The organism is Oscillatoria nigro-viridis PCC 7112 (assembly GCF_000317475.1).
GTDB classification, from domain to species: domain Bacteria; phylum Cyanobacteriota; class Cyanobacteriia; order Cyanobacteriales; family Microcoleaceae; genus Microcoleus; species Microcoleus nigroviridis.
In genome coordinates this window covers 1,141,101-1,156,026 of the sequence record NC_019729.1, presented here as the reverse complement: position 1 = coordinate 1,156,026, position 14,926 = coordinate 1,141,101, and the positions used below count along the sequence as shown (strand labels likewise).

11 protein-coding genes are annotated in these 14,926 nt (G+C 45.2%); 6 read left to right on the top strand and 5 right to left on the bottom strand.

Annotated elements, in window-relative coordinates; translation table 11 throughout:
* Positions 1 to 76 precede the first annotated feature (76 nt).
* The 4 genes from OSC7112_RS05020 to OSC7112_RS05010 all read left to right on the top strand — a co-directional run bounded on the left by OSC7112_RS05020 (position 77) and on the right by OSC7112_RS05010 (position 5,173).
* Positions 77 to 3,913 carry a glycoside hydrolase family 18 protein gene (locus tag OSC7112_RS05020; protein WP_015174883.1) on the top strand — a complete coding sequence of 1,279 codons (3,837 nt, stop codon included), beginning with the start codon at positions 77 to 79 and terminating at the stop codon, positions 3,911 to 3,913.
* 223 nt (positions 3,914 to 4,136) lie between these two features.
* The gene (locus OSC7112_RS05015; RefSeq protein WP_015174882.1) at positions 4,137 to 4,379 is read left to right on the top strand and encodes a hypothetical protein; all 243 of its coding nucleotides are present in this window, start codon (positions 4,137 to 4,139) and stop codon (positions 4,377 to 4,379) included.
* A gap of 69 nt (positions 4,380 to 4,448) precedes the next feature.
* Complete coding sequence (locus OSC7112_RS39355) at positions 4,449 to 4,610, top strand: DNA cytosine methyltransferase (protein ID WP_190274329.1); 162 nt, start codon at positions 4,449 to 4,451, stop codon at positions 4,608 to 4,610.
* 80 nt (positions 4,611 to 4,690) lie between these two features.
* Positions 4,691 to 5,173 carry a DNA cytosine methyltransferase gene (locus tag OSC7112_RS05010; protein ID WP_223300760.1) on the top strand — a complete coding sequence of 161 codons (483 nt, stop codon included), beginning with the start codon at positions 4,691 to 4,693 and terminating at the stop codon, positions 5,171 to 5,173.
* A 385-nt stretch (positions 5,174 to 5,558) separates the two neighbouring features.
* Here OSC7112_RS05010 and OSC7112_RS05005 read toward each other — a convergent pair whose 3' ends face one another.
* Positions 5,559 to 6,563, bottom strand: coding sequence for a zinc-dependent alcohol dehydrogenase family protein (locus OSC7112_RS05005; protein WP_190274414.1), 1,005 nt, complete (start codon positions 6,561 to 6,563; stop codon positions 5,559 to 5,561).
* A gap of 198 nt (positions 6,564 to 6,761) precedes the next feature.
* Between OSC7112_RS05005 and OSC7112_RS04995 the strand changes: the two genes are divergently transcribed.
* Together OSC7112_RS04995 and OSC7112_RS04990 are read left to right on the top strand one after the other, a co-directional pair.
* Positions 6,762 to 7,820 carry a transposase gene (locus OSC7112_RS04995; protein ID WP_041622373.1) on the top strand — a complete coding sequence of 353 codons (1,059 nt, stop codon included), beginning with the start codon at positions 6,762 to 6,764 and terminating at the stop codon, positions 7,818 to 7,820.
* A gap of 349 nt (positions 7,821 to 8,169) precedes the next feature.
* The gene (locus OSC7112_RS04990; RefSeq protein ID WP_015174879.1) at positions 8,170 to 11,715 is read left to right on the top strand and encodes a sensor domain-containing protein; all 3,546 of its coding nucleotides are present in this window, start codon (positions 8,170 to 8,172) and stop codon (positions 11,713 to 11,715) included.
* Between the two features lie 141 nt (positions 11,716 to 11,856).
* On the opposite strand, the gene ilvN is transcribed toward OSC7112_RS04990, so the two are convergent.
* The 4 genes from ilvN to OSC7112_RS04970 form a co-directional block, all read right to left on the bottom strand.
* Positions 11,857 to 12,375 (bottom strand): acetolactate synthase small subunit, encoded by a 519-nt coding sequence (gene ilvN / locus OSC7112_RS04985; protein ID WP_041622928.1) that lies wholly within the window; start codon positions 12,373 to 12,375, stop codon positions 11,857 to 11,859.
* 459 nt (positions 12,376 to 12,834) lie between these two features.
* The gene (locus OSC7112_RS04980; RefSeq protein ID WP_015174877.1) at positions 12,835 to 13,647 is read right to left on the bottom strand and encodes a carbon-nitrogen hydrolase family protein; all 813 of its coding nucleotides are present in this window, start codon (positions 13,645 to 13,647) and stop codon (positions 12,835 to 12,837) included.
* Between the two features lie 446 nt (positions 13,648 to 14,093).
* Entirely contained in the window at positions 14,094 to 14,222 is a 129-nt protein-coding gene (gene psaJ, locus OSC7112_RS35350) for a photosystem I reaction center subunit IX (protein ID WP_015174876.1), read from the bottom strand.
* A 117-nt stretch (positions 14,223 to 14,339) separates the two neighbouring features.
* Positions 14,340 to 14,828, bottom strand: coding sequence for a photosystem I reaction center protein PsaF subunit III (locus tag OSC7112_RS04970; protein WP_015174875.1), 489 nt, complete (start codon positions 14,826 to 14,828; stop codon positions 14,340 to 14,342).
* Between the last annotated feature and the right edge of the window lie 98 nt (positions 14,829 to 14,926).

Sequence of the window (14,926 nt, the reverse complement as noted above, 5' to 3'; positions counted from 1 at the left end):
AAGGTTAGTAACTCAAACTAACCTTCTGTAATTAATACCAACCCCTGGATTTATATTTAGCGAAAGAACTTGAAAAATGGGAATTTCTACAGATTATTCAAACGTTCCTGACTGGGTAGCTAAACCCGAAGGGTACCCGACCGGATCGATGGTCAAATACAATGGCAACATCTTTTATGCCAACTTCTGGGCTTCAGAACCAGGGGTAGGGGATGCAGATCATAATGGTTGGCGGTTTTACGATGAGTTGTACGATCAAACACCTCACACGCCTACCGCACAAGCTAAAATCATTGCCTATATTCCTACTTGGAGAAAGAAAGAGGGATTTAACTATGCCAATGATGAGATGTATCGATACATCACACACGGCATCGTCTCATTTCTCATGTTTAGTGAGGTAAATCTCGGTGAGTTTGAACCAAAGTCTTTGGATGAGGTTAAGGCAATCCTCTCAGATGTGGTCAACACCGGACATCGAAACGGTACGAGAATCTCAATTGCGCTGGGAGGTGCAGTTGATTATGGATTCCTCAAGTTGATGACTGATATAGGAAATAATCCCGATAATCCACTTCTGGATCGCGCCGTACAAAATGTAGTCAATTTTGTCAACTCAAACAATCTCGATGGCGTAGACCTGGATTTAGAGTGTTGGTGGGGCAAACCTGGCGAACAGGATCAGGGAGGAAGACCAAAAGGTGATGGACCTCATCCGGCTGGATCTGCTTTGACTTTGTTTGCTCAAAAATTAAAGCAAGCTATGCCTGATAAATTGGTTTCTGCAGCTATTTTTGGCACCTCATGGTATGGAAATAACTATGACCCAAAATTAGCAGATTATGTGGATTGGCTGGGAATTATGACCTACGATCTTACTGGATCTTGGAATAGTTCTCCAGTGGGGCCACATACAACCCTGTATAAGATACGCAATCAGGAGTCATATGTTGAAGAACAACAGGGAGAGTGGCCTGGTGGTGGGATTGTAAATAATCCTATTCTTTCAGTGGAAGACACACTTTGGTACTGGACGAATCCATTATTTGTGAACTGGCAGGGTGCAGGACAAAATATACCCAGAAATAAGATCGCCGCAGGAGTTCCGATCTATGGCTATGATTTTGCCTACGGGAAAGACCCAGATGACCTGAGCGGTCAAGTACCTCCAGGGTATAAATCGATTCGGTACAAAGATATCCTGGCTCAATTTCCGGATGCTCATACGGCTGCCAATGGCAATATTAAAGTGTCGGGAAGTACACCTAGACCTCCTTTTATCTCTGCTTCAGGAAATTACCCGTATACTCACAATATCTACTTTGAAACTCCAGACACTGCTGTTAGCAAACTGAATTTCTTAAAGGATGTGGGAGCGCAGGGAGTGATTATTTGGGAACTTTCTAATGATGTCTGGGAAGATAACAAGAGTATAATTAAAGCTCTTTACCAAAACTCAGGTAATCCGGAGAAACCGCCCTTGCCCTCGACGTTAGAGCCATCTATCACCCCTTTAGGTATTTTTGATAATGCTAAAGCCCTAACGACTGGTAGCGCCAACATTATTGGTACATCTGGACCACCAGCCGTGGCGGTCTATGATGACAAGCTTTTCTGCGTTCATGAGGGACAAGGAGAAGATGGTTACCTATGGTACTGCACTTTTGATTTTAAACGTAACGAATGGTCTCAAGATATAAAGTTGAGTTTTGGAACAGGTGGACCACCAGCCGTGGCGGTCTATGATAACAAGCTTTTCTGCGTTCATGAGGGACAAGGAGAAGATGGTTACCTATGGTACTGCACTTTTGATTTTAAACGTAACGAATGGTCTCAAGATATAAGGCTGAATGTAGGAGTAGGATCGAGGAGACATAACAACCCCTCTGCGGCTTTAGCAGTGTATCGTGAGAAGCTTTTCTGCGTTCACGAGGGACGAGGGGAAGATGGGTTGCTGTGGGGCTGCACTTTTGATAAAAATACTCAGACTTGGTCTGAAGATTCATGGTTGGTATCAGGAGGAAAATGGCCTTGGGACCCCAAACCAGGAACTGTCGGCTCTGCTCCGCCATTTATCAAAAGCTCTGGTGCACCAGGTCTAGCGGTATTAAATGATCGGCTAATTTGCTTGCATGAGGGATCGTCTGAAAGTGGCACCTTGTGGCATTGTGATTTTAACGGTACAGAATGGTCTAAAGACCAAGAATTCTTTCCGACAGCGGAGCTAGCAGCGCCAGTAATTAGTATAACTGGTCCTCCCTCTCTGGAAGTAATCGATGGCAAGCTCTTCTGCTTTTATGAGGGACCTGGAGCAGATGGTTACCTACATACTTTAAATTACGATTTAAAACATGAAGATCTAAATACAGATATTGGTCTATCCGGTTCTCCCGCTGCAAAAGCCTATAATGGCGAGTTGTACATCCTCCATGAGGGGCCTGGGGACGATGGTCGTTTAATGATGACTAATGCTCCTTTACCCAAAGTACCAAAAGGCTGGATTGAAGTACGAGGGGAGAATTCTTACTGCTACTGTGTATGTAATAGAGCTTCTAGTGAGCAACAAGGGGATATCTCTCATAGCCATACGATGAATATCGAAGCGGGTGCCCCATATTTTTATGCTGTCCTCACTAAAGATGATGATACGGTAGATTTCCCAACTGGTGCAATACTGACAATTCAAGATCCCGATGGAACCAAATACGATCGCGATATTCAAGAAGAAAACCTACTGGTAATTATGTCTGGTTCTTCAGTTCGGTGTCTTATTGTCAAAAACCCTAAGCCCGGAAATTGGACGATGACGATGACAGTGCCTGATGGGGTCGGCTTCCATTGTGAATGCAATACGATTCCGTCTAAAGACGTATACGATACGATAACGACTGCCCTGAGTACAACAAATCAGCTTCAGAAGAGAAGTGTAGTCGCGCTAGGTATGCTTGGGCTAGCCGTGCTCGTAAATTTCTACCTTGAAGATAATAAGACCAAAAATCAAGACATAAAACTTGTGCCAGAACTTGTCGGAACCGCTGTAGAAAGTCCAACAAGTATTGCGCTGAATGCCTCTGGCGCAACACCTACAAGATCCAATTCAGAAAAGGCAACAGCTCTGGCTGCGGCTGCATCATTGTCCTCGAAAGAGAAAGCTCTAGTTACCGAAGGAGATGCACTTCAACAGTACCTTTTGGAAGGAAAGGGAAACAACGACACGGGGACATTTGAGATTTTAGATTCAAATGGAACTGGAACCCCTGAAACCTACACCTCCTACCTTCGGTGGATCGCTGCGATAAGACCCAGATTAGGAGGAAATGGTTATTTTGCTGTGCGACTCCAATTACCTGATAGTCAGCAAAGTCCCTGGATTAGAATTCAAGCCTCTGGCTTTTATCTAGAGGCTTTTAGTACCGCAGACAATCCTTTTGTTAATGGTAACTGGCAAGGGAGAGATATACCTGAAAACTTAATTCCCTATCCCGATCCAAGTAGCCCAGAAAATGCTCCTACTGTTTCCTTTGATTCAATTAACCAGGGGGCTATTCCTAACGCAAACAATTGGATGAACGGAACGACTGATACTTTGAATCACTCAACAGTAGTAATTCTTATCTTTGTGATTTCTGAAGCAGCAAGATTTGATGGAGTTGCGTTTGCTGTCGATAGAGTGTTGTCGCAATTCGCAACTTATAATTGGTACTATTTTAGACCTCTCCTTAATCTTTGGGACCCTATTTCTAATCAATACTACAATACCGAACGCCACGCTGGAGTATCAGTGCGTGCAGCAGGTCAAATGGTTAGGAGACGGCCAGAACTACAAAATGACCTCCCGCGTAGAAATACGCTACTGAATTACTTGGTAGCTCTTGTAAGGGACTATGGATATCCCTCGGAGCCTAACAACTAAAAGATCGTATGAGGGAAACGGTGGCTGAAATCAAATCTAAATACCCTCGGATCTCGCAATCAGATTCCATCCTCCGATCTTGAGGTGGTGAGATCGCCGCTTTCATCGGGTTCTAAATGCCTCAGTCGTGGTGGGTTAGAGTCAGCATAACCCACCCTCCAAAATTCTACTCATCCCCATTGCATTTCAATAATACTCAATTCTTCTTAAGAAAAATACACCCATGAATAACTTACAAATTGGTGCCCCAAAAGGGAATCAAGCCGAGGCAACCATGATAGTCAAAGAGACCATCAGTACAGCAATGCAAAATCTTCGCGAAGCTGTCACGAGCATAGCGCAAAGCTCCAACAAAGAAAAAATTATAGTCGAGGAGTTTCAGGTCGTCGGCTTCGACCCCCAGTCTGCTGTAGCACTTCTCACTCTCCTCGAAGACTCTCAAGGCAATCTCCTCGAAGACCAATGAATATCTAGAGGCTCTGCCTCGATTGAAAAATAGTAGAAAAGATGAGTTTTTACCGCCGGATTAATAGCCATGAAAAAAATCCGTTTTATTGACTTATTCTCAGGAAGAGGTGGCATGAGATTAGCGTTTGAAGCCGCCGCTCGTTCCTTGAATCTGGAAACGGAATGCCTCTTAAGCAGCGAAATTAATCCCGACGCTCAGTTACTTTACCAGTACCGGGTAGGCGACTAATTGACTATCGCGGTGGCACTTCTCTTCATTCTTGGGAACTGGGTTTGCGAGGCGAGTTCAGTTTAGACAAAATTGAGTTGATGAAGAGTTTTATTTTGAGAAGGCGAAATAAAGAATTTGGGCATGACCCAGATGGCAAGCTATTAACTAAAGAGCAAATAGCTACTTTTTTTGCTCATCCCAATCTCGATAAAATTTTGGATTCCTTGGTAACAAAAAAGTACCTGCAAGGGAACAACAATCAGCACAAACCTGTAGCCAGTAACTTTTCCTTTGAAGTCTATAAATTTCTCGATCCGCATAAGATTTCGGTAACAATTGTTGCCAGTGATGCTAATAGATTAGGAGTTTACTCTCATAACCGAGTCCGCAGGATTACTCCCCGCGAAGCATCACGGTTACAAGGTTTTTTAGAGAGTTGTATTTTGCATCCTAACGATGATAAAGCTTATCATCAACTGGGTAATAGTGTAAGTATTAATGTAGTTAAAGCTGTTGCTCTAGAAGTTATCCATAATTGTTTATCCTCAGCAAAGCAAGTTCCTTTGAAAAATGCAGTTTAATAATTCTCAATCATAACCTAAAACTGTATAGGATGGACAAAGCGATTCGCCCGCCCAACTAATTATTGCGTCACGACCTGTATTATGCAAATGGTGAGTAGTATGACGGGATCTCCTGCCCGTTCCACAATAATTGTATAAAAATTGACTGTCAAATTAGGTGTACAACAGCTTAGCAATCCTCGCATCATTTGTGAATTTCTTACTCCCTCCCCTTGGTAAGGGGAGGGTTGGGGTGGGGTAAAAAATTTACTGATCCAGCAAGGATTACTATAGCTTTCCTGGGATGATTATGGGATGTTTGGTTTCACCTTTTTTAAATTCGCCAACAGTCTCTTGAAATCGCGCGCAATTCTTCAACCCGCAATTTTAAGCAGCCGCATTTTTAACCCCCAATTTCAAGCACTATTTTACCGGTTACTGAGCCTGTTTCTAAGAGTTCGTGAGCGGCTTGTGCTGCTTCGAGAGGGAAAGTTTTGCTGACGTGAATTTTTAGCAAGTTGCGATCGCACAAACGAGCACAATTCTGCAAAATATGAGCCTGCTGTTCCTGTTCCTCCACCAAACCTTCCAGCATCGGTGTTAACATTAATTCCAGACTAATTCGCAGATTCCGCATTCTCGCTGTTTTCAAATTGCCCAAAGCCGGATCGGGTTCCAAAATTGTTACCAAATCCCCATAAAACTTCACAGCCGGAATAGTTTGATAAAAAGTTTCTCCCCCGACTGTATCGAAAGCCAAATCAACTCCTTCTCCTTGAGTCCAAGTCAAAACCTCATCAACAACATTGGTATTTTTGTATAAAATAACTGAATCTGCACCTAAGTGCTTGACAAAATTGGCTTTTTCCTCAGAACTAACAGTGGTGCAAACCTCTGCCCCCTGCAACTTCGCCAACTGTACCGCGACGTGACCGACACCGCCGGCGCCAGCTTGAACCAGCACCTTTTGACCGGCTTGCAAGCGCCCTCGATCGTACAGCGATTCCCAAGCTGTAATTAAAACTAACGGTGCCGCCGCCGCCTCAGCAAAACTTAAAGCAGCAGGCTTGATGGCGAGAAAGCGTTCGTCTACAACGGCAAACTCGGCATAAGTACCGATCGGCCCGCCCAAACCGCCATTGCAGAAAAAAACCTCGTCTCCCACTTGGAAATTTTGCACGCCAGCACCGACAGCCTCTACGACTCCAGCACCGTCGCACCCCAAAACGTGAGGAGTTCTCTCGGGGTAAAAAGTGCCGCGCGATCGCAACTTAGTATCGATCGGATTGATACCCGCCGCTCGCAACCGCACCAAAACTTCAGTTTCTGTTTGTATAGTAGGGGCGGGGATATCTTGCAGTTTCAATACGGAGGGGCTTCCGGGGGTTTGAAAAACGATCGCTTTCATCATGGGTGTTACACTAGATTGGATAATCCCTAAACTTTATTGTATATTGCTTGGCAAAGCAACAAAAAACTTTTCGTTTATCCCAAAATTTATGATTGTTTTTGAAAGGCCTTACATAGATCGTCAGCATCAGTTTGATAAACAGTTTGATGACTTATCATTTCTGTCCAAAAATCTCTACGACTACGGTAAACATTTATGAAAAAACACTTTTTTACTTCTGGATCTAAAGTTGGTGGCACTAGAACTATCGGACAGTCTTTTACCATCTTAAAACCTAGAGATTGCTCTCAATCATTCCCCGATCAAATTAGCAATCAAGTTCTCAAACAACTTGTTTGCGATTGGGAGGATTGCCAAAAGTCAATAATAGCTTATGACCGAGATATACCTAGAGTTTCATTCCTCCCCAGCATCCCCCAATACAAACATAAAATCTGTACAGGTAACTTGTTCAGTTCTGATAACCAATCCATAGAGAAAAGGGGGATAAACCCCAATAATAGACTACTTCATTTATCTCAAAGTGACATAATAATTTCTACAAAGTCCCAAGATGTCATAAAGGTAAGGGTAGTTCCTGCAACAGCAATCTACTTTTTTGAGGTGGCTCATCAAAAGCCTGTAACGTTGGTGGATTTAAATTACCACCTCAGAGCAGGTATAGATTTAGGGATCGATCGCCTCGTCGCTTTGGCACCTAACAATCCAACATTTACTCCAACTATTTATGATAAAAAACATCTCAAATCAATCAATCAAGGTTTCAATCAGCGCCGAGCATTTTTACTGTCAAACATCGCTCGGATAAAATCTACCGCAGGCCAAATCCAGCAAATTACATTTAATCGAAACAAGCGATTAGAAAAATACTTTTGTCAAACGATCGGTTTGATTGTCAAGCAGTTGGTGGATGAGAAAATAATCCAGTTAATTATTGGCACAAATGCTGTCGAAAAACAGAATATAAAATTAGAAAAAAAGCTTCATGTTTTTGTGGTAATTCCTTATGCCCAGCTCGTAAAATTTATTACTTGCAAAGCTGAGTTAGTCGGAATCAAGCTAATAGTTACAGAAGCCTCTTATACAAATAACTGCCGCTTTTGGGATTTAGAGCCTGTCGGTAAGCAAGAGTCTTACCAGGGTAAGAGCGGTAAACGCGGGTGGTTTCGGTCTGGGAATGAAAGTCGGATTAATGCTGATGTGAATGCAGCGTTAAATATGATTAGAAAAGTAAACGTAAACTCACCCCCTTAGAGGAGTGCCACAACCGTATATAGCAGTTCTCAATCTTGGTGAGGTATGCCCAATGCCCAATGCCCAATGCCCAATGCCCAATGCCCGCTTATCAAGCGTGCACCTCATATTACTGAGAAAGGCTATATATGTGTTTGCAATTTCACCTGTACGGGTTGATCCTGTACGAAAAGAACCACAAAAAGTTGCGTAATGTCAAGTATTGCCCGGTTTTTTGTGAACTGTTAACTCTCTTGTCGCCTTCAGGGCGATCTGACCTTGTATTCGTTACCCATCCGTGACGATACTTAGTTATTTTTAAATAGATTGGCTTCAGATAACTACAATAATTGTCGAGCGGTGCTAATCGATGTTCGAGCTAGATTTATTTTTTTACTTTGAGATTCTTGCATATCTTCTGGGATTATCGGCGACTTTAGCCTTGGTGTCGGCGATTTATCTCAAGTGCCACCGAAGGCTTTCCAGTCTACCGCCAGCCCAAGAGCAACGGCAGTTGGCAGAATTAAAGCCCGACGATTTATCTGCAGGATTGAAAAGGCGGAAAAACTTTTTGATTTTCCCCAACTCAAATCTGTGGGCGGCAACTGACAGCTTTTTGGGTAAAGTTTTAGGTATTGGGCACGCTGTATTCTTGGCCAAGCAACAGGGCCTAACTGTGAATTCTTCGCCTATTGTGGGGTCTGGAACCAGCAAAACCCTAAGTCCGAGCATTTCGGGTTCGATGGGGGAAAATCCCGATCGCCCGAATGCCGAGAATCATCCCAAAGTTACTGCTTCCGAGCAATTAGAGGAAGATTTGCTGGGCGAAATCTTAGCAGGTACTGAGTCGCCGGGAGGAGCAGAATTCTTTGATGCCTTAGTTAGCCACTTAGCCTTAGCACTCGGAGTTCGCACCGCCGTCGCTGCCAAATCGATTAAGTCGAAGGCACGCACCGATGCTGCTGCCGATAGATTGCAAGTTATCAGTTTTTGGAGCGACGGACAGCAGCAGCCAAACTTTGAGTGCGAAACCGCCAATACTCCCGAAGCGCGGGTGCTGGAGGAGGGAATGTATTCCTGTCCAGACTACCTCTTGGAAACCTTTCCCGAAGACCGCAGACCGGTAGTTACAGGTGCGCGCAGTTTCCTGGGAGTCTTGCTGAAAAACTCTTACGGCGAACCTTTAGGCATTATTTGTATTTTCCACGATCGACCCCTGGTGGAAGCACATCTTGCCAAATTCCGATTAATTCTCAATATTTTTGCCGGACGGGCAGCCGCCGAATTAGAGCGGCAGCGCCTAGAAGCAGCACTGTCCACTGTAGAAGCGAAATACTGCGCCCTGGTAGAACAAATGCCCGCTGTCACCTACATTTCTCCCCTCAACCGCAAGGCTGCCAAACTTTACATCAGCCCGCAAATCGAGACTTTTCTAGGTTATTCTGTAGCTGAGTGGAGAGCAGATCCCGACCTGTGGCTGAAACTCGTTCACCCAGAAGACCGTGACCGCGTGTTAGTGGAAAACGCCACACAGAAATTCAGCGATGGAGAAGATATCTTCTGCGAGGGGTCGCTGGTTTCAGAATACCGCGCGATCGCCCGCAACGGGCGAGTCGTCTGGTTCCGCGATCGAGCGACCGCAGTTCGGGATGAAGCAAGCAAGTCTGTCATCCTTCAAGGCGCAATGTTTGACATCACAGAGACTAAAGTAGCTGCCAGCGCGCTGCTAGAAAGCGAATACCGCTATTACACCTTGGCAAAAATACTGCCGGTCGGGATTTTCCGCGCCGACGCTGCTGGAGATTGCTTGTACGTCAATGAGCGATTTTTGGAGATGGCGGGACTGACTGCGCCAAAGGCACTAGGCGAAGGTTGGGCGCAAAGTTTGCATCCCGAAGACCGCGAGCGCGTTTTGAGCCAGTGGTATCGCGCTGTCACAGACAAGTTGCCCTGTAAGTTAGAGTACCGCTTTTGCAACGGTGACTTCACAACCTGGGTATTTTGGCAAGCAGTGCCAGAAATGACCCAAAGCGGGGAAGTTCTGGGCTATCTCGGCACCTTGACCGATATCAGCGATCGCAAGCAGGCAGAATTCGCGCTGCAACAGGCGGAAGAGAAATACCGCAGTATCTTTGAAAATGCGATCGAAGGCATTTTCCAGACAACGCCCGACGGACGCTACCTCAGCGCTAACCCTGCTTTGGCGAGAATTTACGGTTACGAGTCGGCGGCCGACTTGATCGCGAATATCCAAGACATAGACCGCCAACTTTACCTCGATCCCAACCGCCGCGTGGAGTTTTTGCGCGCGATCGAAAAACACGGTTTTGTGTCTGAGTTCGAGTCCCAAGTTTACCGCGCTGACGGCACTACTATCTGGGTTTCCGAGAACGGCCGGGCAGTTCGCGACCCTGACGGAAATTTACTTTACTACGAAGGCACTGTCGAAGATATTACCCTCCGCAAAATAGCAGAAGAGAAGTTAGTACACGATGCTTTGCACGATATGCTAACCGGTTTGCCCAACCGAGCTTTATTTATGGATCGCTTGGGACACGCGATCGAGCTTTCAAAACGCCGCCCCGAGATTTGGTTTGCGGTGCTGTTTATCGATATCGATCGCTTTAAGGTTGTTAACGACAGTTTGGGGCATTTAGTGGGCGACCGGTTGCTGATCGCGATCGCGCAGCGCCTGGGAATCTGTTTGCGCGCGGGAGATACCGTTGCCCGTCTCGGCGGCGACGAATTCGCTATTTTGCTGGAAAATATCAAAAGCAGCGAGGATGCGATCCAGATTGCCGAACGAGTGCAAGCGGAACTGGCAGAGCCTTTTTACCTTAACGAGTATCAAGTTTTTACCAGTGCTAGCATTGGGATTGTTTGTTCTGGTTTTCCTCCGTATCCAAGGGAAACCCGCAAACTGTCGAGTCCCGAAAATCTGGGCAATATCGATCGGGAAACTTCTTTGTCTTGCTTATCTTCTGACTCTCCTGTTCCCAATGCCCCGTTCCCCATATTGTACGATCGGCCTGAAGAACTGCTCCGAGATGCAGATGCTGCCATGTATCATGCTAAGGGATTGGGCAAAGCTCGCCACGAAGTTTTTGACTTAAGTATGCACACTCGCGCCGTCGCCCTTTTGCAACTGGAAAACGACCTGCGGCGCGCTTTAGACTCCCAGGAATTTCAGCTTTACTATCAGCCCATCGTCTCTCTAATTACGGGTAAAATCAGCGGTTTTGAAGCGCTGCTGCGGTGGTATCACCCGGAGCGGGGTGTCGTATCTCCCGGCGAGTTTATTTTAGTGGCTGAAGAAACTAGATTGATTATACCTATTGGTTGGTGGATGATGCGATCGGCCTGTCATCAGATCCACGAGTGGCACCAAAAATTCCCAGCAAATCCGCCGTTGACTGTCAGCGTCAACCTTTCTAACCAACAATTTAAACAACCGGATTTAATCGATCGCATTCGCGAAATTTTACAAGAAACTCAGCTTGACCCCCGCACTTTAAAGGTAGAAATTACTGAAGGCGTCATCATGGACAATGCCGAATCAGCAGTCGCTATCCTCGCGGAATTGAAAAATTTAGAAATTCAATTATATATTGACGATTTCGGCACTGGCTATTCTTCTTTGAGCCGCCTGCACACTTTTCCAACTGATGCTTTAAAAATCGATCGAGCTTTTGTCAGCCGCATGACTGAAGATGAAGGCAACGAAGCGATTGTACAGACTATTTTAATTTTAGCCAGTCATTTAGGTATGGATGTAATTGCTGAAGGAATCGAAACCAGCGAACAGCTTAATTTACTCAGAGCGCTGCAATGCGAATACGGACAAGGATACTTTTTCTCAAAGCCGATAGACAGCATCGCAGCCACACTTTTGATAGAAAGTCAACCTAAATGGTAATGAGTCATGGGTAATGAATCATTGGGAATTGCTAATTCGGAATCGGGAATAGGGAATTGAAAATTGGAAATTAGAAATTAGCAAGTGGAAGTTAAAACCTTCTTCCTTCTTCCTTCTTCCTTCTTCCTTCTTCCTTCTTCCTTAAACTTTCGCTTCCAAAGACTTGAGAAACTCTGTATTTACCCCCGACTCCCGCGTCAGGGCAATTTTCCCAGTACGAGCAATTTCCTTAATCCCAAATCTATTCAGAACCTGGACGATCGCCACCATTTTACCGGGATCTCCCACAACTTCCAATGTCAGCGTATCATCACCAATATCCACCACTCGCGCTCTAAAAATTTGAGCTAACTCAATTATCTCCGATCGCGTCCCGCTAGCAGCATTAACTTTCAGCAACATCAACTCCCGTTCCACACAGGGAATTTCCGTTATATCCTGAACTTTAAGCACGTTAATCAACTTGTACAGTTGCTTTGTCAACTGTTCGATAATCTGGTCATCTCCCGGTACAACCATCGTAATCCGAGACACTCCCCCTTGCTCCGCCGGGCCAACGGCCAGACTTTCAATATTAAAACCCCGACGGGCAAACAAACCAGCAATTCGAGTGAGGACACCCGCTTCATCTTCAACTAAAACCGAAAGAGTGTGTTTCATTTCTCCAAAAAGACGCATTTCGTGCCATTCTACTTTCGCCAATTCGCCTTTTAGCAGAACCGCACGGTCATTGAACCTGTATTAAACAATATATAGCAGTTGACAGTTGACAGTTGACAGTTGACAGTTACATATAGCAGTTCGATCGCTTTGTGAGGTACGCCCGCTGTGACCTATATCCCAGAACTCTTGATGTTACTGAGAAAGGCTCTAGTATCCCACTCAAACCGTTGACGAAGCAAGGGATCGCGGGATCTATTCATGACGTTATTTGTGTCAACACCGATATAGCGGTTGCTATATTATGTTATACGAGCAGGTATGGGGCCGATTCTTCAATTGTAAAATTGCTTTCGCATTGTTCGCGATCGCCCTGCTACCTCTAAAATCTAAAATCTAAAATCTAAAATCAATTGACCGGGACTGAAATTTTGAGACCCAATGGGTCTCAAAATTCCTTCACAGAAAAACCCGGTGTTGCAGCGACGGCATCTGGCGGCGGACTTGTTCTAGTCTATCGGGATTAATTTCTGCAATCGCCACACCCGGTTCCTCTCCAGCATCCGCCAAAACCACACCCCAAGGGTCTACAATCATCGCGTGACCGTGAGTTTGACGGCGACCGTAGTGGCGGCCAGTTTGTGCTGGGGCGATCGTATAACAAGTATTCTCGATCGCCCTAGCTTGCAACAAAACCTTCCAGTGATCCTTGCCAGTGTAAGCCGTAAACGCCGCCGGCACGAACAAAATATCGGCACCCTTGTACGACAAATGCCTGTACACCTCCGGGAACCGCACGTCATAGCACACCGAAAGTCCCAGCGTCCCCAACTCCGGCGACACATAAATCGGTGGCAACTCTTCACCAGCTTTCACAGTGTTCGATTCCCTGTAAGTAATGCCGTCTGGCACATTCACATCGAACAAATGTACTTTTCTGTACCTTGCCACTTCAGTGCCGTTTTGGTCTACCAGCAAAGAGGTATTGTATACCTTCCCCCCCTCCGTCGGCACCGGAAACCCGCCGCCCAGAATCGTTACCTGGAACCGCTGGGCCATCGTTTTGAGGAATTTTTCGCTCAGGAGCCCGATCGCCTCTGCTGAAGCAATCTTTTCCTCCTCTTCTCCCATAAACGAGAAATTTTCTGGTAAGGAAACTAACTCTGCACCCCGACGCACTGCCAGGTCGATTAATTCCTCTGCCTGAACCAAATTTTTTTGCAGGTCAGGCAAGCTAGTCATTTGAATTGCTGCGGCGAGATAAGACTTCATCGATTCACAATATTAGTCAGTAGTCAGTAGTCAGTAGTCAGTAGTCAGCAGTCAGCAGTCAGCAGTCAGTAGTCAGCAGTCAGCGGTCATTAGTCATTAGTCATTAATCATTAATCATTAATCATTAATCATTAATCATTAGCCATTAGTCATTGGGAACTAATTTGATAACTACAGCAGTTCTCAATCTTGGTGAGGTGTGCCCGCGGAGGCCTATTCCCACGGAGGCCTATTCCCGCCGATCGAGCCTGCACCTCATATTACTGAGAAAGGCTATAAATAGTTTATATCCTTGGCTTTCACCCATTTAGGCGCTGGTTTTGCACTCACTGCTCCGGTTTGAGAGTTTTGATATTTGAGCTTTGAAATAACTTGATAAATCACCGCTCCAACTTCAAAACTCTCAACTTTTTTCCTAGGTTGGGGAACCTAAATCCACTGATTTTTTATGGCATCGGATGGAAAAGCAAGTCTGGGAAAAAACGGTTGAATTCAATTAAAATTCCCGCCGTTATCACCATCCAAGCTGCTGCCAATACTGGTGCGGTCGAAAGATACTTCAGAAAGTATTGCATGAATACTGCTCCTCAAAAGTCGAGACAACTTAAATTATGCGAACCGATTTTAGATTAAGGATTTTAGGCTGGGAATTTGTAAACCAACTAAAATCTAAAATCTAAAATCCCAAATTGCTAGCGCGGCGAAACAGTAATTTCGTCGTCCTTCGCAAACATTTCACCAGTGGTGATTTCTTTGAGAGCTGCTAGAGGCCACAAAAAGCCACTCAGCATCAATGCGACTGCCTTTGGAACATCGATAATAATCTCTTTTTCCTCAGGAGAGTCAGATTTTTTGGCTGCTTGCAGATAAGAACGGCCTACCCAACCAATCCAACCTGCGATATACAAGAACAGCACGCTGGGAATCAAAAAGTCTCCGGCTTTGCTCAAATTGCCGTCTACGATCAAGTGCGGGTATCCTTCCGGGCCGCACATAGCTTGAGAATAGCGATCGAATCTTGCTTTGGCAGATGCGGGGTCGCCATTCGTAGAACGGGCATTTTTAGCCAGTTCCTTGAATTCGGGAGAGTCCTTGCACGGCACTAAATTGTAAGCCGAAGCAACTGGAGCAAAACTGATCCAGACACTCAACACTAAAATTGCAGCAAACAATCGTCGCATGGAATTGTTTCCTTTTGTTACAAAACAATAAGTTTTTGTACAAGCATTTCAACTTGCCGATCTGGAATCCAGATTACCGTGTTTGTTGACAGTGTAAA